At 64.9% G+C, this 23,027-nt stretch carries 18 protein-coding genes and 2 pseudogenes; 10 read left to right on the top strand and 10 right to left on the bottom strand.

Annotated features, from left to right (window positions below; genetic code table 11):
* Window positions 1–74: 74 nt before the first annotated feature.
* The 4 genes from HWX00_RS13735 (at window position 75) to HWX00_RS13720 (ending at window position 6,482) form a co-directional block, all read left to right on the top strand.
* Window positions 75–1,223: an efflux RND transporter periplasmic adaptor subunit gene (locus HWX00_RS13735; protein WP_059562329.1), complete on the top strand. Its 1,149-nt coding sequence runs from the start codon at window positions 75–77 to the stop codon at window positions 1,221–1,223.
* A gap of 13 nt (window positions 1,224–1,236) precedes the next feature.
* Entirely contained in the window at window positions 1,237–4,329 is a 3,093-nt protein-coding gene (locus HWX00_RS13730) for an efflux RND transporter permease subunit (protein ID WP_175026858.1), read from the top strand.
* The gene (locus tag HWX00_RS13725) at window positions 4,316–5,785 is read left to right on the top strand and encodes an efflux transporter outer membrane subunit (RefSeq protein ID WP_244131170.1); all 1,470 of its coding nucleotides are present in this window, start codon (window positions 4,316–4,318) and stop codon (window positions 5,783–5,785) included. Before HWX00_RS13730 ends, HWX00_RS13725 begins: the two co-directional genes overlap by 14 nt.
* A 124-nt stretch (window positions 5,786–5,909) precedes the next feature.
* Window positions 5,910–6,482, top strand: coding sequence for a Fur family transcriptional regulator (locus HWX00_RS13720; protein ID WP_175026857.1), 573 nt, complete (start codon window positions 5,910–5,912; stop codon window positions 6,480–6,482).
* Between the two features lie 103 nt (window positions 6,483–6,585).
* Here the strand turns inward: HWX00_RS13720 and HWX00_RS13715 are convergent, their stop codons facing one another.
* Window positions 6,586–7,425 (bottom strand): AraC family transcriptional regulator, encoded by an 840-nt coding sequence (locus HWX00_RS13715; RefSeq protein ID WP_034191946.1) that lies wholly within the window; start codon window positions 7,423–7,425, stop codon window positions 6,586–6,588.
* A 226-nt stretch (window positions 7,426–7,651) separates the two neighbouring features.
* Between HWX00_RS13715 and HWX00_RS13710 the strand changes: the two genes are divergently transcribed.
* The 3 genes and pseudogenes from HWX00_RS13710 to HWX00_RS36805 all read left to right on the top strand — a co-directional run.
* Window positions 7,652–8,062, top strand: coding sequence for a hypothetical protein (locus HWX00_RS13710; RefSeq protein WP_049036741.1), 411 nt, complete (start codon window positions 7,652–7,654; stop codon window positions 8,060–8,062).
* An 83-nt stretch (window positions 8,063–8,145) separates the two neighbouring features.
* On the top strand, window positions 8,146–8,718 hold the full coding sequence (locus HWX00_RS13705; protein WP_034191944.1) for a cupin domain-containing protein: 573 nt from the start codon (window positions 8,146–8,148) through the stop codon (window positions 8,716–8,718).
* A 155-nt stretch (window positions 8,719–8,873) separates the two neighbouring features.
* Window positions 8,874–9,143 (top strand): annotated as a pseudogene (locus HWX00_RS36805) (ISNCY family transposase); the annotation flags it as partial.
* Between the two features lie 23 nt (window positions 9,144–9,166).
* On the opposite strand, the gene HWX00_RS13700 reads toward HWX00_RS36805, so the two are convergent.
* The 5 genes from HWX00_RS13700 to HWX00_RS13680 all read right to left on the bottom strand — a co-directional run bounded on the left by HWX00_RS13700 (window position 9,167) and on the right by HWX00_RS13680 (window position 15,846).
* Window positions 9,167–9,892 (bottom strand): OmpW/AlkL family protein, encoded by a 726-nt coding sequence (locus tag HWX00_RS13700; protein ID WP_049036737.1) that lies wholly within the window; start codon window positions 9,890–9,892, stop codon window positions 9,167–9,169.
* A gap of 212 nt (window positions 9,893–10,104) precedes the next feature.
* The gene (locus tag HWX00_RS13695) at window positions 10,105–12,066 is read right to left on the bottom strand and encodes an acyl-CoA synthetase (protein ID WP_175026856.1); all 1,962 of its coding nucleotides are present in this window, start codon (window positions 12,064–12,066) and stop codon (window positions 10,105–10,107) included.
* Complete coding sequence (locus HWX00_RS13690; protein ID WP_175026855.1) at window positions 12,063–13,019, bottom strand: fumarylacetoacetate hydrolase family protein; 957 nt, start codon at window positions 13,017–13,019, stop codon at window positions 12,063–12,065. The genes HWX00_RS13695 and HWX00_RS13690 overlap by 4 nt, the downstream gene beginning before the upstream one ends.
* 36 nt (window positions 13,020–13,055) lie before the next feature.
* Complete coding sequence (locus HWX00_RS13685; protein WP_175026854.1) at window positions 13,056–14,126, bottom strand: VOC family protein; 1,071 nt, start codon at window positions 14,124–14,126, stop codon at window positions 13,056–13,058.
* Between the two features lie 7 nt (window positions 14,127–14,133).
* Window positions 14,134–15,846, bottom strand: a complete 1,713-nt coding sequence (locus HWX00_RS13680; protein WP_175026853.1) for a bifunctional 3-(3-hydroxy-phenyl)propionate/3-hydroxycinnamic acid hydroxylase — start codon at window positions 15,844–15,846, stop codon at window positions 14,134–14,136.
* Between the two features lie 113 nt (window positions 15,847–15,959).
* Between HWX00_RS13680 and HWX00_RS13675 the strand changes: the two genes are divergently transcribed.
* Window positions 15,960–16,733, top strand: coding sequence for a TetR/AcrR family transcriptional regulator (locus HWX00_RS13675; protein WP_049036729.1), 774 nt, complete (start codon window positions 15,960–15,962; stop codon window positions 16,731–16,733).
* 185 nt (window positions 16,734–16,918) lie between these two features.
* Window positions 16,919–17,053, top strand: a pseudogene (locus HWX00_RS13670) (IS256 family transposase); the annotation flags it as partial.
* Window positions 17,054–17,072: 19 nt separating this feature from the next.
* Here HWX00_RS13670 and HWX00_RS13665 read toward each other — a convergent pair.
* Entirely contained in the window at window positions 17,073–17,918 is an 846-nt protein-coding gene (locus HWX00_RS13665) for a lysozyme inhibitor LprI family protein (RefSeq protein ID WP_059562349.1), read from the bottom strand.
* A gap of 65 nt (window positions 17,919–17,983) precedes the next feature.
* Window positions 17,984–18,964, bottom strand: coding sequence for a bifunctional helix-turn-helix transcriptional regulator/GNAT family N-acetyltransferase (locus HWX00_RS13660; protein ID WP_049036727.1), 981 nt, complete (start codon window positions 18,962–18,964; stop codon window positions 17,984–17,986).
* Between the two features lie 197 nt (window positions 18,965–19,161).
* Between HWX00_RS13660 and HWX00_RS13655 the strand changes: the two genes are divergently transcribed.
* A complete protein-coding gene (locus HWX00_RS13655; RefSeq protein WP_034191936.1) occupies window positions 19,162–19,536 on the top strand; it encodes a hypothetical protein in 375 nt (124 codons plus the stop codon).
* Window positions 19,537–19,574: 38 nt separating this feature from the next.
* Here HWX00_RS13655 and HWX00_RS13650 read toward each other — a convergent pair whose 3' ends face one another.
* Together HWX00_RS13650 and HWX00_RS13645 are read right to left on the bottom strand one after the other, a co-directional pair.
* On the bottom strand, window positions 19,575–20,342 hold the full coding sequence (locus HWX00_RS13650; protein ID WP_059562358.1) for a DUF169 domain-containing protein: 768 nt from the start codon (window positions 20,340–20,342) through the stop codon (window positions 19,575–19,577).
* 70 nt (window positions 20,343–20,412) lie between these two features.
* The gene (locus HWX00_RS13645; protein ID WP_175026852.1) at window positions 20,413–22,848 is read right to left on the bottom strand and encodes a PEP-utilizing enzyme; all 2,436 of its coding nucleotides are present in this window, start codon (window positions 22,846–22,848) and stop codon (window positions 20,413–20,415) included.
* Window positions 22,849–23,027 lie beyond the last annotated feature (179 nt).

The raw sequence follows: 23,027 nt of genomic DNA, 5'->3' as shown, positions 1-23,027 counted from the left end.
CATATCATCGGTAGATCGGCCATGCGCGGCCGTTCAAGCGCCATCTCGAGCCCCTTTGCTCAAGCGGGGCGCGCATGAGCACCGCCGCTCTCTCCCGTACCAAACCCATTGTCATAAGCGTTGTTGGGCTGGCCGTGGTCTTCGGCCTGCTGTATGCCTGGCGCGCTGTTCGAAGCGGCGGCGCGGAACAACAGGCCATGCCGCCGATGCCTGTCTCGACGATCCGCGCAGCGCCACGCAGTGTGGCCGACGAGTGGCAGGCCGTTGGCAGCCTGCAAGCCGTGCATGAAGTGCTGCTGGCTCCCGATACCTCGGGGCGGGTGACCGCCGTCAATTTCAACGCAGGCCAGTCCGTGAAGGAAGGGGCGGTGCTGATTCAGCTCTACGATGCCCCCGAACAAGCGGATCGTGCCGCCGCCGTGGCCAAAGCCGATTTCGCCCAGTTGCAACTCAGGCGTTCGCAAGCGTTGGCACCTACCGGCGCGGAACCGCGCGAATTGCTCGAACAACATAAGGCGGACGCTGCCCAGACTGCCGCGGCAGTCCGGCAACTGGACGCACGCATTCGGCAAAAGGCGATTCGCGCGCCGTTCTCCGGTCAGTTAGGTATCCGACGGATCAACCTGGGTCAGTATCTCAATGCCGGTGACGCGATCGCCACGCTGACCCAGCTCGACCCGCTCTATGTCAACTTCACGTTGCCGCAGCAGGACATGCCCAGGCTGACGTCGGGCGCACCGGTTCAGGTCACGGTGGATGCTGTGCCGGGGAGGGTGTTCACCGCCAGGATCAGCGCCATCGAACCGCGTATCGATGGAGAAACCCGCAATGTGGCCGTTCAGGCGCTGTTGCCCAATGCCGACCGGGTGCTGAAACCCGGCATGTACGTGACGGCGCGGCTGGTATTGCCTGCCACGACCGACAATATCGTATTGCCGCTGACGGCGATCCAGACTTCGGCCTCTGGTGACAGCGTGGTGGTCGTGAAAGGGGCCGACGCGCAGGGAGTCGGCAAGGCGGTTGCCGTGCCGGTCGTCACCGGCCGCCGGCTCGGGGAGGAGGTTCTCGTATCCCAAGGCGTCAAGCCTGGCGACATCGTGGTGATGGCTGGCCAGAACCGTCTTCCGCCCGGTGCGACCGTAAAAATCAACGGCACGCCCCCTTCGGCAACGGCGACACCTGACGCCCCGGCCGTTGTGTCCTCCAGCGCCAGCGCGCGGTAAAGGAAACCACGCCATGCGCTTTACAGACATCTTCATCCGTCGACCCATCCTGGCACTGGTCGTCAGCCTGCTCATTCTGCTGATGGGTGCCACGTCGATTTTCCTGTTGCCGGTGCGGCAATACCCCTATCTCGAAAACGCCACCATCACGGTCAGTACCACGCTGCCCGGGGCAACCCAGGACGTGATGCAGGGTTTCGTGACCACGCCGATCGCGCGGTCCATCGCCACGGCCAGCGGTATTGAATACCTGAGTTCGACCACCACGCAAGGCAAGAGCGAGATCAAGGCGCGATTGGTGCTCAACGCCAACGCCGATCGCGCGATGACCGAAATCCTTGCCAAGGTGCAGCAGGTCAAGTACCAGTTGCCGGCGGGCATTACCGATCCGGTCATCAGCAAGTCCACCGAGGGCGGTACAGCGGTGCAGTACATCGCCTTCTACAGCAAGACGCTGTCGATCCCGCAAGTGACGGATTTCGCATCGCGGGTTGCGCAGCCTCTGCTCACCAGCATTCCGGGGGTGGCCTCGGCGGACGTCTATGGCGGCCAGACGTTGGCCATGCGCATCTGGATCGACCCGGTGAGGTTGGCCGCGCGCGGGCTGTCGGCCGGCGAGATATCGGCCGCGCTGCGCGCCAACAACGTGCAGGCCGCGCCGGGCCAGCTCAAGAGCGCGCTGACCGTCACCAACATCAGCGCCGCCACCGATTTGCGCGGCGTCGAGGACTTCCGCCAGATGGTCGTGAAGTCGAGCCCCGGCGGTGGCGTCGTGCGGTTGTCGGATGTCGCCACCGTGGAAATAGGCGGCCAAAACTACAATAGCCTCTCGTTCGCTACCGGCATACCCGCGATCTTCGTCGCCATCCAGCCCACGCCGGCCGGGAACCCGCTGGAGATCGTCAAGCAGGCCAACGAACTGCTGACCAGGATTCGTGCAATGGCGCCCCCGGGACTGACGGTAGCGCCGAACTACAACGTAGCGCGCTTCGTCAATGCTTCGATCGAGGAAGTGAAACACACGCTGGTGGAAGCCATCGTGATCGTGATCGCGGTGATCTTCCTGTTCCTCGGCACGTTCCGCGCGGTGATCATTCCGGTCGTCACCATTCCGTTGTCGCTGGTCGGCACCGCTGCGTTGATGCTGGTCTGCGGTTTTTCGATCAACCTGTTGACCCTGCTGGCGATGGTGCTGGCGATCGGTCTGGTGGTGGACGATGCCATCGTCGTGGTGGAGAACATCCATCGACACATTGAGGAGGGGCTGACGCCGGTGCGCGCGGCCCTGCTCGGCGCACGCGAAATCGTCGGGCCGGTGATCGCCATGACTATCACGTTGGCGGCGGTCTATGCGCCAATCGGCATGATGGGTGGACTGACCGGCGCGCTGTTCAAGGAGTTCGCCTTCACATTGGCCGGCTCGGTCATCGTCTCCGGCGTGGTCGCGCTGACGCTCTCGCCGGTGATGAGCTCGATGCTGCTCAGTTCCAGGCAGGGAGAGGGGCGGCTGGCGAAGCGGGTCGAACACTACATGGAAGGGCTGACGGCGTTCTACGGGCGCCTGCTGGCCCGCACGCTCGCCGCTCGCGGTGCGGTGCTGCTGGTTGGTGTGGCCGTGCTGGCCGCCATCGCGGTGCTGTTCACCGGCACCCGCCGCGAACTGGCGCCGACCGAGGACCAGGGCGCCGTCATCGTCGTCACCAAGGCCCCGCAATATGCCGGCGTCGGCTACACCGCCCGCTATGCTCAGCAGATCGAAAAGCTGTTCGAGCAGATTCCCGAGTTCGACAGCAGCTTCATGAACATCGGCGACTCCGCCGGTGGCCAGAACATGATGCTCGGTGGCGCGATCCTCAAGGACTGGTCGAAGCGCAAGCGGTCGGCCACCGAGATCCAGGGGCAGATTCAAGCCGCCGGCGGCGCCATCGACGGCGAGACGTTGACCGCCGTGCAGTTGCCCCCGCTACCGGGTTCCAGCGGCGGCCTGCCGGTGCAGATGGTGCTGCGCTCGCCTGACGACTTCAAGACGCTGTACGAGACCGGCGAGAAGATCAAGGCAGCGGCCTATGCCAGCGGTCTGTTCCTCTACGTGCAGAACGACCTGTCCTACGACAGCCCGCAGGCACACATCACGATCGACAATGCGAAGGCCAGCGAAATGGGGGTGACCATGCAGTCTGTCGCCGATACCCTTGCCGTGCTGGTCGGCGAAAACTACGTCAATCGCTTCAACTTCCACGACCGCTCCTACGACGTGATCCCGCAAGTGCGCGGCGCCGAGCGTATGACACCGGAAGACCTCGGGCGCTTCTATGTCAAAACGACCTCCGGCGCACTGGTGCCATTGTCGACCGTGACGCATGTCGAGATGCGCCCGCAAGCGAACCAGCTCACCCAGTTCGGCCAGATGAATTCGACCACGCTCGAAATGCTGCCGGCGCCGGGCGTGAGCATGGGCGAGGCTGTGAAGTTCCTGCAATCGCAGCCGCTGCCGCCCGGCACCAGTGTGGACTGGCTCAGCGACAGCCGCCAGTTCGTGCAGGAAGGCAACCGCCTGCTGGTCTCCTTCTGCTTCGCATTGGTGGTGATCTTCCTGGTGCTGGCCGCGCAATTCGAGAGCCTGCGCGATCCGCTGGTGATCCTGGTGACGGTGCCGCTGGCGGTCTGCGGCGCGCTGGTGCCGCTGTGGCTGGGTTTTGCCACGCTCAATATCTACACGCAGATCGGATTGGTCACCTTGATCGGCCTGATCTCGAAGCACGGCATCCTGATGGTCACTTTCGCCAACCATATCCAGCACCACGAAAACCTGAGCCGCATCGAGGCGATCGAGAAGGCGGCGGCGGTGCGGATGCGTCCCGTGTTGATGACCACCGCGGCAATGGTCGCCGGCCTTGTGCCGCTGTTGTTTGCAGACGGCGCAGGCTCGGCCAGCCGGTTCTCCATCGGCATCGTGGTGGTGATGGGCATGATGGTCGGCACCTTCTTCACGCTGTTCGTACTCCCCACCATCTACAGTTTCATCGCCAAGGATCACCGGGGAACAGCGGAAAGTTCTCGCGCCCGTGAACTCGCTACTGCGGAGGCTCCCGATGTCGCTCTTTAAACCGGTTCCCGCGATGCCTGTTGTGTCGCGTCCGGCGACGCTTCTCTCTCCACGCGCAGCCTTCATGGCGATGGCCGTTGCCTTTATCACCGCAGGTTGCGCCAGCGGCCCCGATTACCACGCGCCGGCCTTACCGGAAACCGCAGCAGGCCCGTTCGTCAGTCACCCGTCCAATACGGATGTTGCCGAAGCACTGCCCGCGAACTGGTGGAAGCTGTATGACGACCCCGCGCTCGACAAGCTGGTGCAGGAGGCCTTGTCGGCCAATCCCAACCTGCGCGTGGCGATGGCCAACCTCGATCGCGCGCGGGCCATCTACACGGAAGCGCGCAGCGGGCAATTCCCTTCGACCCGTATGTCAGGAGGCGTGGGATACGGGCGCGATCAGACCGCGTGGTCCGGCACCGGCCAGGCCCCCGCGCAATGGAGCTACAGCGCCGGCCTCGACGTCTCCTATGAACTCGATCTGTTCGGTCGGGTCAGGCGCGACATCGAGGCTGCTCGCGACGACACCGATGCAATCGCCGCCGCCTACGATGCCGCCAGGGTAGTTGTTGTTGCGGAGACGACGCGGGCCTATGTGGACGCCTGCAGCTACGGTGAGTCCATCGGCGTGGCGCGCTCGTCCGTCGAACTGGCACAGCGCAGCCTGGATCTCATCGACAGCCAGGCGCGCGCGGGCTCGGCGTCGTATCTGGATGTCGAACGGGCGGGTGTCACGCTGGCCCAGGCCCGGGCCGCCTTGCCGCCCTTGCAAGGCCAGCGCGAAGCCGCACTGTTCGAGCTGGCCGCGTTGACGGGGCGCACGCCCTCGCAAGTGCCGGAACCGGCGCGTGCCTGCACCAAGGCTCCCGAGATTTCCGGTGCGTTGCCGGTCGGCGATGGCACGGCGCTGCTGCGCCGTCGTCCCGACGTGCGGCAGGCCGAGCGCCAACTGGCGGCGGATACCGCCCGCATCGGCGTGGCCGTGGCGGATCTCTATCCACGTGTCACGCTGGGCACCTCGGGTAACTACCTGCGCAACGACTACCTGAAAGGCAATCGCACCTTGTCCTTCTCTTTCGGGCCGCTCATCTCGTGGACGTTCCCCAACATGATGGTGGCTCGCAGTCGCATTGCGCAGGCGAAGGCACAAAGCGCGGCGTCGCTGGCCAGCTTCGACGGTGCCGTGCTGAATGCACTGAAAGAGTCGGAGCAATCGTTGAGCGCCTATGGCGCGGCGATGCAGCAGCGCGATGCGCTGGCAGAGGCGCGTGACCGTGCCGAGAATGCCTTCCGGCTGGCCGACCAGCGTTACCGCGCCGGCTCCATCAGCTACCTCGACGTGATCGTGGCACAGACCGGTCTGATCGACGCGAAAGCCCAGGTGGCCGCTGCTGACCAGCGAGTCGGTTCTGCGCGAGTCAGCGTATTCAAGGCGCTCGGCGGTGGCTGGGAACAGGCCAGTACGCAGTAATGCTCGAGGGCATCGGCGCGTGGGCGATCTCACCGTCGCGCCGATGTCTGATGCCAACCATTAGCCACGCGGCTCCGCGTTGTCGCGAACGACCGGAGGTCCGGCATAGCGAAGGAAGACGGATATGGACCCGCACGACGACCCGCCTCGGATCATTGACCTGATTACATCATTCGGCGGCAAGAGCCCGCCGTCTGGCAAACACACGATGAAGCACACCACAGCAGCCTGTCCGGCGACCACACCGCCGATGTCGTCTCAGGAACAACGATTGGCGGCCAGCCGACTGCGACCGACGATCGCTCGTACCCGTGTCCTGTCCGTACTGGAACAGGCGGCGCCGCGCTGTCTCGATGCCAGTCAAATGTATCGCATCCTCTGCACGCAACTCGACAGCCTCAAACCGGCCTCGATCTACCGTGCGCTGAATGATTTATGGACCTCCGGCTTGCTGGTCCGTACGGAGGGCGCACAAGGCCGCGCACTCTACGCGCTCAAGCCGGACAGGAAGAACCTTCAGAACGACACCGTGCGCTGCCACTGTGGCGCGCGGTTGGTTTTTATCGAGGACCGGGCTTTGCACGAGCATCTTCGATCGCTGGCGACCAAGGAAGGCTTCGATCTCGACAAGGAGCCAGCTTTTACCATCACCGTGACGTGTGCGGAATGTCGGTCGTTCCGCAGGAGAAGAGAGTAGGCGACTTTAAACCGAGGTCGCCCGATCTGACGGCGGCTCGCCGCTTTTTGCTGCCAAGCGTCCATGCTCGGTGGACGACGGCACGCTCCCGTCAAGGTGAGACTTAATCGGGAAGCATGATGCCGCGTACGGCGGCAGACTGCGCGGTTGTCGTTCGATCGGAAAGGTATCGTGCTGGCGGCTTGCCTACCGCCTTGCGGAACATGGTGATGAATCCGCTGGCATTTTCGTAGCCCAGTTCCAGCGCCACCGTTTGCACGCTTTCGCCGATGGTCAGGCGTTGAAGCGCAAGGATCACATGCAATTGCCGGCGCCAGCGTCCGAAGCTCATGCCGATTTCGTGCAGCAGAAGCCGGCTCATGCTTCGTTCGCTCATGCCAATGCGGGTAGCCCAATCGCCCTTTGAGGTTTTGTCGGTAGGATCGGCCAACAGCATTTCCGCGAGTCGGCGCAATCGCGGATCACGCGGCATCGGCAAATGCAGGTCTTCTACCGGCGCCGCCGCCAACTCATCTAGCAACGCGGCAATCAGTCGGTCCTCCCGGCCGCCCGACGGGTATGACGCGGGGAAGCCGGCCACCTTCAGAAGCAACTCGCGCAACAATGGCGAGACGGAGATCGTGCAGCAGGTTTTCGGAAGATCCGGTGCGGCATCAGGCTCCACGAACAGGCAATGACATTCGGTTTCACCGGATCCCCGTGCCGAGTGGGGCAAGTCTCCCGGTATCCATACCGCGCATTGCGGCGGCACGATCCAGACACCGTTTTCGATTTCGCAGTTGAGGATGCCACGGACGGAGTAAAGCAGTTGCGCCCTGCGGTGCCGATGCCTCGCATGTTCCCAGCCCTTGGCTACCGACATGGCACTCAGGGCGACAACGGGACGGGGCAGGTTGTCCACGTCCTTGGCCACGGTCGGATCGGTGATGGCAATGCTTGACATGATGCGTATCGGGCTTCGGATCCAAGATGAGGCGCTGGCCTAATTGAAAAACATTATGGCCAACTTGTGCAATGACGTCCAGCCATTCCGTCGGTATCGTGTGATTGACCATGCTGGTCGTTCTGCTCGCCAGGGCTATTGCGCTTCCGGTCCGGAGGGGTATCCCATTTTCTTGACGAGGTAGGGCCGCCAGCTATTTCCCGTGAAGCGCCGAAGGAGTATTGGCATGTTGATTGACGCCTCGAAGTTCCCCTTGGTCTGGATGCGGCTGAACGCGCCAGGCACCGACCCCGCAGCCTCGCCTTTTGCCGAGTTCGAGGGATTGCTCGCACGGAAGGAAGTTTTCGTTTTACTCAACGACGAGGGGCTTGATCAAGGCGAACACGAACATTCGCCGGAAGAAAGGAAGCAAACCTCGCTTTGGATGAAACGCCACAAGAGCGAATTGCGAACCTTCGTCAAGGCAGGGATCTACATCGAACCGAATACCGCCAAGCGACTGGCGGCCAAGGCGTTCGCTCTGGTCTACGAAAAATTTTGGGGCTATCCCATGCTCACGGTTGCGACGAAAGACGAGGCGCTGGCCCTGGCGCGGAGGTTGTTGCTGGGCGAGCAAACGGATGCATGGTCGCACTAGGCCCGACTAACTGAGGGCGGTCGGTATCGGTGGACGGCAACGCGTTAAGCGGCGATACGGTCACCGAAGAAATGAGGCTGGTCATGGCATCGAAACCCGTCGAAACTCGGAGCGTCGTCTCCGTCGGAAGCAAGATCCGATCGCTGCGCCAGCGCCAGGGCCGCACGCTGGATGACATCGCGATCGTCTCACATCTTTCGAAATCCTTTCTTTCTCAGGTCGAGCGAGATCACGCCAGCCCGTCGATCACTTCGCTCGCGAGCATCGCGAAAGCGCTGGGCGTGTCCGTCAGCTATTTCGTCGATACGCCGACCGAGGAAGGCCGTGTGCGCCGCCATAAGGATTTGCAGTACTTCGCCTTCGCCGGTTCAGCCGATCTGCTCGCGCGCCTGTCGAATCAGTCGGGCGGCCGCCAACTCGAAGCGATTCTCGTGCGCATGCCGCCCGGCGAGCGACCAAGCAAAGTGACCACGCACGCATGCGAGGAATTCGTGCATGTGCTCAGTGGTGAAGTGACGATCACGCTCGAAGGCAAATCGTTCGTGCTCGGCGCAGGCGACAGCGCGCACTATGAATCGACAATTCCGCATCTCTGGACCAACACGCGCGACGACGAAGCCGTGCTGGTCTGGGCCGGCACGCCGCAGCTGCTCTGACTGGCGCGCGGCGCGGCAGGACTTGCTTGCGCGTGAGGCGACGTCCTAAAGAGCTCGACCTTGCCTGGCAAGATGATGATGGGGCGGCTCAATATGCAGTCGCCGAGTCCAGTGCGAGGGGAGAAAGTGTCCAATCCCGAGCGGCTATCGGCGGGTGCCTGGGGGCGTTGATCCAGATCGACGGCTGCGATCATCGATGGTGCGAGGAACGGGCGCCGGCCTGCACGCTGCTGGTGTACGTCGACGACGCGACGAGCCGGCTGACGATGTTGCACTTTACGCAAACCGAATCGACCTTCGGCTACTTCGAAGCGACACGAGCGTACATCGAATGGCACGGCAAATCTGGGGCGTTCCACAGCGACAAGGCCGCCGTGTTCCGCAATGTGAAGTCGGGTAAGGCCGGTACCGACCGGAGCACGCGTTCGGCCGCCGACGTCGCCCGCGATCAGAAGCGGTATCCGACCGAAAGGAACGTCACGATCGGATTGACCCGGAATTTGCTGGTGCTCGTGACCGTGCCGACGGACGACCGGGTCGTCAGCGTGGCGCGTGTCGATACCCACGAATACGCCACCGACGCGTTGATCGACCAGCGAGAGTCGATGTTGTAGGTCAGGCCGCCGCTGACGACGGGCGCAAAGGACTTGCTGAGCGACACGGACGTCGGCCCCTCGAGCGCTGTCCCAGCGGTCGGCGAAAAATAGATCTGCCCGGTGGAGACAGGATTGCTCAGCTTGATGTTGCTGAACCACGTATAGGTGACGCCGGCGCCCAGATACGGCCTGAACCGCGCATTCGGCTGGCCGAAATAGTAGTTGAAGAGGATCGCGGGACTCCACGCGCGTGCAGTGCCCAGTTCCCCGATACCGCTGAGCGTGCCCGCACCGTTCAGGCGCCATGTCGGCGGAACGCCCATGACCATCGTCGCCGCGATATGGTCGGTCAAGAAGTACGTTGCGGTCAGCCCGAACGTATCGCCGCTTGCGATCTCCCCACCGCTGCCGGTCATCACTTGTGACCGGCCGAGCGCATTGACGGTCAGCGGATCAGCCGACCCCTGCGGGGCAAAGTGCGACCAGCCGGCATTGACTACCCACTGGCCGGCTGATTGCGCGTGCGCGCCAGAGATGGCCGCGAGCAGTACGACGGTTCCTGCGCTCATTCGTTTCATGATTGTCTCCAGATTTTGGTGTTTGTGTTCAGGAATCGTGAAACCTGTCTTCATCCCCGTGCGCCAGACGTGACGCGCGGGCGGGTCCTGCGCGGATGAAGCGCGACGCCAAGGGCATCGGGTTCTTCTTCGGTAATCAAAAGATCTTTCAGTAATTTCGGATTCCGAACATATTTGTTTAATCCAACGTCAAGCATTCCGAGAATCGACAGTCACTGATGTTCGGGTTCGACCGACGTCGAAAAGGCAAACGGGAAGCGACCCATCACCGTATGGGTCTTCGCTATCTGCGCGCGATCGCTCAGCGCCACATGCAAGGCGAGCCCGCACGACGGGTCGTCCGCCATGCTCACTCGGGCACCCTCGATGCCGGCATCGTTCAGCGCGGCGATCAGCGCGTCGAGCGTCTCCCGTCGTTTGAGTTCGGGCTTGAAGATCTTGCCGACCGCCGTGAGCGGCATTGCCTCGACGATATGAATCCGCTTCGGTAGCGCGGCACGCTCGCCGATCAAGCCGCGTATGAATGTGTCCAGCTCCGTCTCGGTTGCGGTTGCGCCGGCTTTCAACTGCACGTACGCGACGGGCAGCTCGCCTGCATGCACGTCGGGACGTCCGATTGCCGCAGCGATTTGCACTGCCGGGTGGCGGTGCAGCGGCTCTTCGATCGTCGCCGGATCGATGTTGTGACCGCCCCGGATGATGAGTTCCTTGCGGCGGCCCGTGAGCCAGAAGTAGCCCTGCGCATCGCGCCGCGCGAGATCCCCGGTGTTGAGCCACTGCCGGCCGTCGTCGAGATCGAGCCACAAGCTCTTGTTCTGATCTTCCTGAAGATAGCCCGCGAAAACGTTCGGCCCGGAAATCGTCAGCACACCGACTTCGTTCTCGACGCAATCGCGCATGTAGCGGCCGGCGTCGTCGAGTATCACCGCCTTCATCATCTGGCCGGGGATGCGCAAACCGATCGAACCGAGACGCCGTTCGCCGCCTGGCGGATTGACGCTGCTTACGCATGCGCCCTCGGTGAGCCCGTAACCTTCGAGGATCCGGACCCCGGTGCGATCCTGGAACGTGCGGAATACTTCCACGGGCATCGGCGCGGCACCGCAGAGCCCATACTCGAGCGAGTCGATATTCCAGCCGTCGACGGGCACGTCGAGCAATGCCGAATACAAGGTCGGTACCGCGCTGAAGAAATTGATCCGGTGTTGCTCGACGATTTCCCAGAATCGTTTGACGACTCCGTCGCCGCGATAGCCCTGTGGCGTACCGAGCACCACATGTGCGCCGCGCGAGAACGGCACCAGGCCGGTTGCCAGCACGGCATTGACATGGAACAGCGGTAGTCCGCAGAAAACGGTCTTCCCCGGGCCCATCCCGGCACCGACGACCTGCCCGACGCTCCAGGCATTGGCCACCTCGTTGCCGTGCCGGCGAATCGCGATTTTCGGCAATCCCGTCGTGCCGCCCGTGCAGAAGTAGGACGATATGTCGTCGGCTTCGAAACGCCGTGAGGCCAGCAGCGCATCACCGGATTCGCGCGCCATCGCAGCGTCGAAATCGTGGATCGCGATGTGGCGCGGAACGGCGCCGCGCAGACCCGCGCGCCCGTGCAGCCGTTTGCATTCGCGGCGCCCCATCACGCGCGCCGCCATTCGGCGCCAACCCTGCACGCGCTCGGCCAGATCGATCAGGACGAGGCTTTGCAGCGACGGCACCTGGCTCAGGATGGGCTGGATCTTCGACCAGATATCCGTTCCCGGAAAGGGCGTCAGCGTCACCAGCACTTTTGCGTGTGCGGCCTTGAGCAGCGATGCGATTGCCGGCCCCTCCAGCAACGGATTGATGGCGCATACGATCCCGGCCGCTTCGCCTCCCCAGATGACGAAATGCGTCTGCGGCAAGTTCGGCAGCACGTAGGCAACCACCGAGTGGCGATCGATGCCCAGGCGCGAAAACATGTTCGCGGTCCGGGTGATATCCCGCATAAGCTCCGAATAAGTCCAGCGCGATGGCTTGCGATGATCGTCGGCGCGCAGGAAAAACGACAAGGCCGGCGCGGTCGGGTCGATCGTCGCACCACGGCCGATCATCTCGTAGGTGCTGGCCGGGAGGTCGGCGGGCGGCCCCTGGTTTTCGATCCGCAGCACGTCCGCTTCGGTTGCGATGGCGTTCATGCGAGCTGGTCCACGATTCGGTTGCGTTGCACACCGAGGTCAATCGCCCCGTCCCTGCTCCGGATCCGTGATTCGACCAGATCCCCGGCCTTCAGATACTGCGGACGCGCGGCCTGAACCTTCGTGAAAATCCGCCACTTCACGTGCTCGGGCAGCAACGCGGCAATTCGTTGCTTCGCCGGCGACGGAATGCTGAGCGCGCATCCGGAAGGCGTGCCCGTTGCAAGCAAGTCACCGGCGTTCAGATCCTGAACACCCGAAAGCTCGGTGAGTGTTTCGGCTGGACCGTATACGAGGTTCCCGGTCGAATCGCTCTGCCGGACTTCCCCGTTCACGGTCAGTGTCAGCGTCAGCGTGCGCAGCCGTGCGATATCGCTTGCCTCCAGCAGGCACAGATACGGCCCCACCGGCCCGAACGTTCGATAGCTTTTCCCTTTGTAAAACTGCATCTGGGGAATCTGGATATCGCGTGCGGAATAGTCGTTGACGATCACGAGGCCGGCCACGTACTCGTGCAGGTTCTGTTCCGTGATGGCTTGCCGGGACGTGATATCGCGGCGAAGCACGAGCCCCAGTTCGATCTCGTAATCCAGAAACTGCACATGTTGCGGCCGGATGACGTCGGAATCGGCGGCGACGATGCAGTTGGTCGCCTTCGTGAAGATCATGTTGAATGACTTCGCGTCCGGATTCATGCCGGACTCGATCATGTGCTGGCGATAGTTGGCGCCCTGACAAACGAACTGTTGATTGTGCGTGACCGGCGACAGCCACTCCACGTCCGACTCGGGAATCGTTTCTCCGCCGAGCGCGGCGAGTTCATCGATCCGATGTGCCCGCACGAATTCGCCGGTCGTCGGGTAGTCGCCCGGTATCGGTGTGATCCGGTGATTCCTCACCACGCCCCATTGGGCGCGCCCCTGATGCCGATAGTGCAAGACGTGCAATGCCATGAAGATGCCTCGAACAGGTCTGAGTGAAGATGAAAGTCACGCAAACAGTTTCGCGAGCGTGCGCAGCTTCGCGAAGGTGACGTCCGGACTGGTCCGGAGGTTTCGGATGAGCGATGCGATGCTTGCGGCAGTGATCTTCGGTTTGGTGAAGCTGCGCGGCATCCGGGGGCCCCACTGCGACATCGCTTCGCGGCTGACTTCGTGGATGCCCGTGGCCACGTCCGCCGTGAACATGTCCCCATCGCAATAGTGTTCGTGCTTGTCGCCCCAAGGATCCTGCCAATAGTCGAAGACCTGGCTACCGAGAATGTGGCGCCCCATCCCCCATGCGTGCGTCCATCCTTTTTCGCTCAGCAGACGCTGCCCGATCCCCACCGCGTCCGCGTCAACCAGCTCGAATGCCGAGTGGCTGTAGAGCGCTGCGAATCCCTGTGCCAACGCGAGGGTATGGTGATCCGCGGGTATCGCCCCGCGATCGAGTCGCAGGAACGCGACGGCGGGCGATCCATCAGGCAACACCTGAACGTCGCTCGGGATGAAGCCGAAGTGAGACGTGTACCACGCACAGGTCGCCTGGAAGTCGGCGAGTTCGAGCACGACATGACCGAGGCGAATCACTTCCGGCACCTCCGGCGGCGGACGCTGGGTATCGTTCACACGAACGATGGAATCGGGTGAGTTGAACGGTAACGCCGACCGGTGCGGCAGGGCGCCGGCCCGCGCTTGTCCCGCGACTGCGTCAACACGAAAACCCGATGGATCGACGAGCGTGACTCGATGCCCGCCGCCGGGCCACGGTGACGGCTCCACGTCCGATGCGCCCGGCACGTGGGCAAGCTTTCGCAGTGCGTCGATGTCGTCAACTTCAAGCCCGAAGCCGACGAAACGGTTTTTTTCAGTGCGCCGGACGACGTAGCAGAACGGCGTGGCGGCGGTGCCCCGGAGGAACAGATATTCGCCGTCACGGGATACGGTCCGCAGGCCGAAATCGTTGAGAAATCGTTCGGCCCGTTCGAGATCGGGACGCTCGAACATCAAATAGGACAGTGCCCGAGCCTTCGTCGTTGGTCGGGGGTTCCGTGCGGGTTGTGCAGTCGTGAGCTTCATGGGGGCCTCAGGAAGTCGGCTGGGCAATGTGACCGGATAGCGACGACAAGGAGGTGCGCGCACCCAGCAATTGCAGGGATTCGAGAACGAGGCGGGTCGAGTTGGCCACCGGGCCTTCGTGCAGGACCGTTTTGTCCGGCCGAATCACGGCCGCCCAGCCAAACCGCACGACACCCGGCATGAACGTACCGTCCAGGTCCTCCCAGCCGTCGTTCTCGATGCGATGAAGGCGCTGCCCGCGGTGCACGACTTGCACCACGACACCACCCGCCGCAATCAACGCGGCTCGCGCGCCGGCGTCGAGTTCGACGTCTGGATCCCGCCCGAATCCGATCAACGCAAGACCGCTGCCGAACACGTCGTCGCTCAGGCGGATCGCCCCATCGTGCTTGCGCAGCCATCCCTGCGGAAGCACGGCGCCGCGCACGAGCCGCGTGGTCGAGCAGCCGGGGACGAACAGGCCTCTGCGGAACGCATTCTTCGGCTTGATCCCGAGCTCGTCGAAGTGATTCCGTAGCGGCGGAACGAGCCGCGTCAATCGCATCAGACCGTGCGTGAACAACGCGATCCCGGCATTTCGCGGCATCACGAGCTTCCCCATGAATTTCGCGACGCCGATCATTGCCTTGGCGTGAGGTCGGCGTTCCTGATCATAGGAGTCCAGAATTTTAGGGGTTGCGTGGCCTTTGACGACCCACGCCAGTTTCCAGCCGAGATTCGCGGCATCGCGCAGGCCGGCGACGAGCCCCTGGCCGACGAACGGCGGAGTGATGTGGGCGGCGTCGCCCGCTAGGAAAACGCGTCCTTTGCTGAAGGTCCTGACGGTTCGGGCATGAAAACGGTACACGGCCTTGCGTTCGATCACCATGTCCTGGATGCCGCCCCACGGTGCGAGCAGTTCGCGGATGCGTTCGTCGGATTCCATCTCCTCTCGCGTCTCGTCGGGATGGAGCATGAACTCCCAACGCTCGCGCCCGCCGGGAGCGGTCATATGTGGCGTCGGCCGCCGGTGGTCGCAGAGGAACTCGACATGGTCGATCGGTCGGCGCACGTTTCGCGCGTCGACGATCAACCAGTCTTCCGCGAACGTCTTGCCCTTGAACTCCTGTCCGATCAACTGGCGCACGATCGAGCTGGCACCGTCGGCACCGACGACGTAGCGGGCGCGCACGACGTGCCGCACGCCCTGCGCGCTGTCGAGCGTGGCGGCGACGTGATCGGCGTTCTCGTCGAGCGAGACGAGCGTCACACCGAGCGCCATTCGGGCGGTGCGGTGTGCGGTCAGTCGGGCACGCAAGCATCGCTCGAGGTCCGGTTGATAGAACGTCACAAGCTTCGGATGGCCATCGATGCTCCCGAGCGTATTGATGCGCCCGAACTCGCCGAACCACGGCGAGCGCATCCGGACGTACGGAATCGCCACCGTATCGAGGTCGGCTTCGTTCACCCCGACGTACTGCAGGATGCGAAGCGCATCGTTGTCGAGCGCGATCGCACGCGGCGCCATGAAGATCTCCGCCGCCCTGTCGACGACAAGCACGCGCACGTCGTCCCGGCCAAGCAACGCGCCGATCGTCGCGCCGACGGGACCGCAGCCCACGACCAGCACGTCGACGTCCGACGGCAAGTCGCGCCCGCCGGCACGGCTCGCGGTGTCGTTGCCTTCATGGACGCCCGACTCGCACGTCAGTTTTGTCTCCGCCACCGTTCTGTCTCCCATTCTTCAGGCAGGCCGCTGCAGACTGCTTTGATGACATTAAAATCATAACTGATTATTTTGTCAATTTTGATGTTCGAACGTATACTCGAAACATCGAACCTACGCGCACGCCGATGCCCAGCACTTCTTCCCGTCGCACCAGAACACCGTCGCCGGCCGTCTCGAACGGGCAAGCGCCGTCAGGCCCCGAGGTTCGCGAGCCTCGAGGCGCGCGTCGAAAGCGCGAGACGCGGGCGCGCCTGCTGGATGCCGCCTTCGTACTCATGGCGCAAAAGGGGATGGAAGGCGTCGCGATCAATGAAATTACTGAAGCCGCGGACGTGGGGTTCGGCTCGTTCTATAACCACTTCGAATCGAAAGAAGCGATTCATGCCGCGGTTCTGGAAATCGTGTTCGAGGAGTTCGCGGATACCCTGGACCGCATCGCCGCCAACCTCACCGACCCTGCCGAGATCATTTCGGTGTCGTTGCGTCATACTTTGCTGCGAGCCAGAGGTGAACCGGTTTGGGGACAATTTCTCCTCCGCGAAGGGCTGTCGATGCGAGCACTCAGCCGCGGCCTCGGACCTCGGTTGTTGAGGGATATCCAGAAAGGGATCCTCGCCGGGAGATTCTCGGCAAATGACCCGCTGATGAGCGTTGTCACGGTCGGCGGCGCGGTACTGACCGCCATTGCAATCGAATTACGATTCGATGCAGACGAGAAGCCCGTCACCGACATGTTGAACATGATCGGGTACAGTCAGAACGGCTTTGCCGAGCGCGCAGCGTCATCCCTTTTGCAGACGCTCGGTGTGCCGCGAACTGAAGCGATGGAGATTGCGAATCGTCCCTTGCCGCCCGCTGTGACGTCAGCGCCCCAGGCATCGCCAGCGCGTGAGCTGTGAGCGTGAAGAGGGTGTTTCTCGACGCAGGAGGTCTGGCCGTCGGCACAACGCTGCCGGTGGGGGCGAGTGATTTCGTGAAGTTGGTGGAGCGGGTTGGGGGAGCGGTAGGGACGCGGTGCTGACTTTTCGGGGCCGATCGCGATGAACGAGCGCCACCGGGGTGATCCCGGTATCGGTGGCGCTCATTGAATAAGCCTCGTCAACCGAAGACCCCGCCGGTTGAGCTACCGGCCATTCCCGCTGAACTGCCCGAGCAATTCGGCAGCGACCCGATGACGGCCGAAGCCCTCCATGCCGCGACGCTGGCGCTGAAGAACGCGGCGGCCGTGCACCGCCGCCTCAATCGGCGCCGATCTTGTCTTCGGCGTACACGAGTTGCTGCAGGCGCGCGGCGGCTTCATCGCGCATCTCGATCGAAACCTGCGGCGGCACGCCGGAAACATCCGCTGGCGCGTAAAGCGCGCCGATCAGCGGCGGCTGGGCGGCGATGAACGCGCGCCATTTCTGCGACGACGCGCGCATCGCTTCGCGCGATGCACGCGGCAGGCGGCGTTCGATCGCGGCCGTCACGTCGTCGATATCCTGCAGGTACAGCGGCGCGGCCTGCGCCGCGCAGCGGCCCTTTGCGTCGAGATCGGCGAGCGCCGCGCAGTGCGCCCGTTCGAAGCGTGCGCCGCGTCGCGGTACGGCGTCGACGCGTTCGGGACGGTCGTCCGTCGCGGGCGGCAGGCGTGTGGCCAGGCTGAAGCCGTGCGCCGCGCGATCCGCTTCGAACCGTTGCAGCGACAGCGCGCGCTGCCGTGTCAGTTCCATCACGTCGTTTGCATTCATCGGCGCGTAGATCGTGCCGCGTGTCGTCGCGTAGACGGCGCCGATCAGCTTCAGGTCGGCATCCCGGCGCGCGAGCCACGCGCGTTGGGCGCGCAGCAGCGCGGGCCGGTCCGCCGCCGGCAGCGATGCCTGCAGCGCGCGATAGCTCGCGTTGAGCCGTGCGTCCCATGCGCGACCCGCGTCGACGACGCATTCGTCCTGGCCTGCCGTCGACGCATGTTCGGGATCGTTCAGGCACTGCGTCATCGTCCGGTCGATCGGATCGATGCCGGTCGCGGCGTCGGGTTGCGCGGCAACGGCGGCAGGCGCGGTGACGACCGCGCAAAGCGCGAGGGCCGCGAGACGTTCGAGCATGGGCAGCGTCCTTTGTCGTGGTGAGCGTGATGACGCCCTTCAGTGTGAATCGGGTGCGTCGAACGTCAGCTGGCGGCGGGCCCCGGCCGGCTGAACCGCTGCTCGACGACCTCGGTGCCCCAGTGCGTGCCCGCGGACTCGTGGGTCAGCGTGAAGCCGAACGCGTCGTACAGGTGGCGTGCCGAATCCAGTCCCTTGAAGGTCCACAGGTAGGTCTCGCGAAACCGGTGCTCGTCGACGAAGCGCATCGCCAGCGTCATCATCTGGCGCCCGATGCCGGACCCGCGCAGCGCGTCGTTCACGATGAACCAGCGCAGGTGCGCGACGCCGGTCGCCGGATCGCCGTCGATCGCGAGCGACGCGAGCGTCCGCCCGTCTTCCTGGCAGAGCCACAGCGCCTTGCCGTCGGCCGGCAACGTGCCCGCGAACTCGGCCAGCTCGGTCGCCACCCGCTTTTCGAAAAAGACGCCGAACCCCCAGTGCTCCGCATAGAAGCGTGCATGCAGGCTCGCGATGTCGCCGATACAACCCGGTTGGTAGCCTTCGCGGATCGGCGGCGCATCGAGGGTCGTCGCGGGCGCCCTGGCGGCGTTGTCTTGCGCGAGGGCATCGGCATACAGCGCGAGGGCGCGCAGCAACGCCTGCTGGTCGGCGGGAATCATGCGACGCAACGCATTCGACACCTGGTCGGTCGCGAACGTGTCGATTCGTTTCTGCAGCTTTTTCCCCTCGGCGGTCAGGTACAGCTCGATCGCCCGCGCATCCTCGCTCGATACGCGGCGCTCCACGACACCGGCCGCCTCGAGCCGCGCGAGTTGCCGGCTCGTGTTCGATTTGTCGAGCCGCAGGATGTTGCCGAGATCCTTCGCGTTGATGCCGGGCGCCATCCCGATCTCGAGGATCGCGTGAACGGCCGACGGCGCCCAGTCGCTGTCGGCGAGCGTCGCGCGCATGAAGCCGAGCTCGCGCACCAGCTTGCGGGAGAAGTCGCGCAATTCGAGGATGGTCGCGTCGCGAGGCTTCGCGGGCGCGTCGATGAGGTCCATGGTTTGCCCCAAATGGTTGCGTATCGCAATCGATAATAGTTGCGGATCGCAACTTGTCAAGGCGAATGTGTGGCGAGTAGAAGTGGTATTGGCGCGGATGGCGGTGTGCCGGCACGTGGACGCATACTGCGCGTATCGGGCGACGGGCGAGCGCGTGCCCGGGCATCGATCCAGGTTCGCGGACCACGGAGGCCACCATGAACAAGCTGTTGCCGATGACGATCGGGTTGCTTGCCGGATGCGGCATCAGTACCGGGCCGCTCCATGCCGCCGGCGGCATGGATGCGCCGCCGTGCAGTGCCGCGCATGCGGCGGACCCGGGCGGGAACGCGGCGATGCCGGGCGCGTCGGTCCGCGGCTTCTCCACCGCCGGGTGTTCGGGCGCGGTGCTGCAGGGCGACCGCGCCACCGCGACGGTCAACGGCGACCGGATCGAACTGCGCGACGGCATCGTCTATGTGAACGGACGGTCGTACGGCGCCGTCACGCCCGCGCAGACGGTCGAATACGAGGCCGCGCGCGACAGGCGCACGTTGAAGGTCGACGGCAAGGTCCGTACGCCGCTGCGCTGAGTGCTGCTTCCAGCGCGCCGCAGCGGCGACGCGTCAAGTCACGTCGCTTTCGGGTAACTGACTTCCATGCCCGCGCGCACGTCCTGCTGGATGCCGTACTGCGCGAACGGATAGCGCAGCCCGTTGCGCGACAGCGCCTCCATTCCGGCAACGGCCTGTTCCAGCGCGTCGGGCGCCAGCGCCATCAGCATCTCGTCGTCGAGCACGCCGCCGTAGCGGCGTTCCGCGTAGCACGGAATCGACAGGCTCGGCTGCCCGGTCGACAGCGCGCGGCCCCACGAATCCGCGCATGCCGATTCGCCGACCACGCTCCAGTCGAAGCGCTTGTATCCGGACCATTGCAGCCCGTTGATGAAGTACATCATCGCGCCCGGCGTCGCGTAGAACAGCGCGATGTCGGGCACGATGCGGCCGGCCGCGAGCGGCGACACGACGAGCGCTTCGTACTGGCCGTCGGCCACGCAGTGCATCGCGGCCTGGTGCGCGCGCGAATCTTCCTGCGTCGCGTACCAGACGCCGGCCATCTGCTGGCCGGATGCCCACTCCGCGTCCTTCGCGTGACCGAGCCCGACGACCGACCGGCACTGCGCGCCGACGAGGTCGTCGGCCGTGATGCCGACCGTGAAGCCGAGCCGCGCCGTCTGCCCGACGATCTGGTCCAGCGAGTGAATCGCCTTCGGGCGGCGAATGCGCGGGACGGCTTCCATGTCCTCGCGCCGTTCGAACAGCTTCATCCCGAACGGGATGCTGCGCAGCTTGAGCAGCCGCTCGAGGTCCGCCGACAGTCCGGCAAGCGTTTCTTTCATGTGAGGTCTCCGGGATTCGCCGGACCAGTGTAGCGATCCGGGGTACCCCCTTCAACACGCCGCCGGCCGCTCAGTCGGCCAGCGTCAGCCGGCCGTCGCTGAGCCGCACTTCGCGTCCGATCCACGCCGCATCGACGCGCGGCAGCACGGCCGACGGCTTGCGCAGTTCGCGCAGCAGCGTTGCGCCGTGCGACAGCCGGCCGCCCATGCGCGCGATCACCGCGCGGGCGGCCTGGTACTGCGCGTGCCGGCCCGGGTCGAGCGCGTCTTCGAGCAGGATGTCTCGACCGAGCACGCCCTGCGCGTGTCCCGGATAGATCATGAAGCCGGCTGCCTCGTCGGTGCCTTCGCCGCCGTCCTGCCAGAAGCTGCCGTTGCGGTCGCGGCGTTCGGGATGCGGCGCGAACCAGGTGTCGCGGTCGGCGGCCGGCATCGCGTGATGCAGGCGGAAGAACACGCGCATCAGGTTGTCGCGATACCACTCGCGTACCTGCAGATACCAGCCGCGCATGCCGGGCGCGCCGAGCGCGTGCAGCACGCGGACCGGCAGCGGCCAGGCGGGGAAGGGCTGCAGCGGCAGGTCGGCGGCCGCGGGCCGCGCGGTGCCCGGATCGGTTTCCCACGGCAAGCGGTGCGGGCTGTCGTCGAGCTGGCCATAGGCGGTCGGCGGACGTCCCCACAGTGTGCCGCCGCTGCTGGCGAGCGATGACGCGATGCACAGGTTGCCCTGCACGACGAATACGTAGAAGCGCGTGAACCAGTCGGCCAGTTGCTGGCCGTCCGCGCGCCGTTCGACGAGCGTCGCGAGTTCCCGGTCGAAGCGCTGCAAGCCGCGCGCGAGCGTCGGCAGGTGCCCGCGCGCGACGCGCAGCATGCGCCAGAACACCGGCAGTGCGCGCAGCAGGCGCAGCGGACGCCAGCGCAGCGGCGGCGTCGCGCCGCCGATCTCGCCGCTGTAGTTCGCGGCGGACACGCCCCAGTCCGCGAGACGCGCGAGGAACAGGTCGTTGTTGATGTACGACGCGCCGCCGTACAGCGCGGTGAACGGCTCGTTGTCGCGCAGCACGCGCGCATCCCAGCGCGCCATGATGGCCGGGATGCTGCCGGCCGCGCGCCGTTGCGCATATTCGACGAGCCGGCTCGGCTGCGGCGGCAGGATCTCGGCGATGTTGGCCGAGGTCAGGTGCCGGTGCCAGCCGTAGCTGCTGATCGGGCGATATTGCAGGAGCCACAGCTGCGTGCCGTCCCATGCCCATTCGACATCGCCGGGTACGTAGTGGAACGCGCGCAGCACGCGTTGCAGGAACGCCCACAGCCGTTGCGAAGTCAGGCCGTGCGCGGCCGCGAACGTGCCGCGCCGCCACGGCTCGCCGAGCCGCGACAGGATCGCGCGCCGCGGGCTTGCCTGTCCGTCGGCGAGCGATTCGAGGTGGCCTTCCACCCATTCGACTTCCACCGACAGATGGCGCACGAACGCGATGCCGGACAGCACGGGCGCGACGAAGCGCTGCACGACCGCTTCCTCGAGGCCGCCGTCGAGCAGTTCAGCCACGCGTGCGGCGGCATCCGATGCCGGCACGCGCAGGAACGTCGTGTGCAGGCCGGCGTTGGCTGCGTCGGCCTGGTCCTCGCCGTGGCTCGACGAGCGGACCGCCCACTCGGCGCCGGGCTGGCTCGCGAGAAAGGCGGGCAGGCGCGGATCGTCGGCGCGGGTCAGCGACAAGGCGGGCGGCACCGGCAGGCCGGCCATCACGGCGAGTGCCAGACGTCCGCCCTTCGTGTGCGCGACGAAACCCGTGTCGCCGGCTTCGAGCCACTGCGCGAACGCGGCCGGCGCATCGATCCACGGATAGTGTCCCCAGCCGCGCTGCAGCGTGACGGTGAGGTCGGCGCGCGCGAGGATCGCCGACCACGCGGCGGCCTGGCGCACGCCGAGCACGGCATCCTGGTCGCCCCATACGAGCTCGATGCGGTCGGTGACCCACTCGAGCAGCGGCAGCGCGGTATCGGCGCGCACGAGATCCCAGTGCGGCAGGAACGCGCGGCAGCGCGCGTAGCCGGCGCCCATGCGGCGATATTGCGCGGGCGTCCAGGTCTGGTTCGAGAACTGGCGGGCGAACAGCGTCGGATGGTGCGCGAGCAGCCAGTGGATCGTCTTGCGCAGCGGTTTCGGCGCCATCAGTTTCGGCAGCCGACGTTCCCACAGGAATGCGCCGACGGGCGCGAGCAGCACGCTGCGGCCGAAGTGGCCGGGGCGCCGTTGCAACGCGTGCAGCACCAGCAGCGCGTTCACGCCGACCGCCATGATCGCGTGGCCCGGTTCGGTGGCGTCCAGCAGCGCCTGCGCGTACGCGGCGAGATCCTCGCACGGCGGCGCGGGATGATCGCCGAAGCCCGGCAGTTCCAGCGGCACCGGCCGGTAGCGCCGGAAGTGGGGCAGCGCATCGTCCCACCAGTCGGCCGCGCTGCCGTTGCCGGCGAGAAGGTACAGGATCGGTTTGCTCATCGATGCTTCGCCGGTCGACGATCGTCGCGGTCGCGGTCGACCCGATCGGGGCGGCGACGTCGGCGGATGCCACGGCTCTCGTTGGTATGGGTGTTATGCCGATGCGAGTGGAATGGAAGGGCAGCCCGCTCGGATGGATGGTTGCGGGCATTTTACGCGAGTCGATTCCGTGCGATTCG

It is taken from the genome of Burkholderia seminalis DSM 23518 (genome assembly GCF_902832885.1).
Taxonomy (GTDB): Bacteria; Pseudomonadota; Gammaproteobacteria; order Burkholderiales; family Burkholderiaceae; genus Burkholderia; species Burkholderia seminalis.
This window is presented reverse-complemented; position numbering and strand designations above follow the sequence as displayed.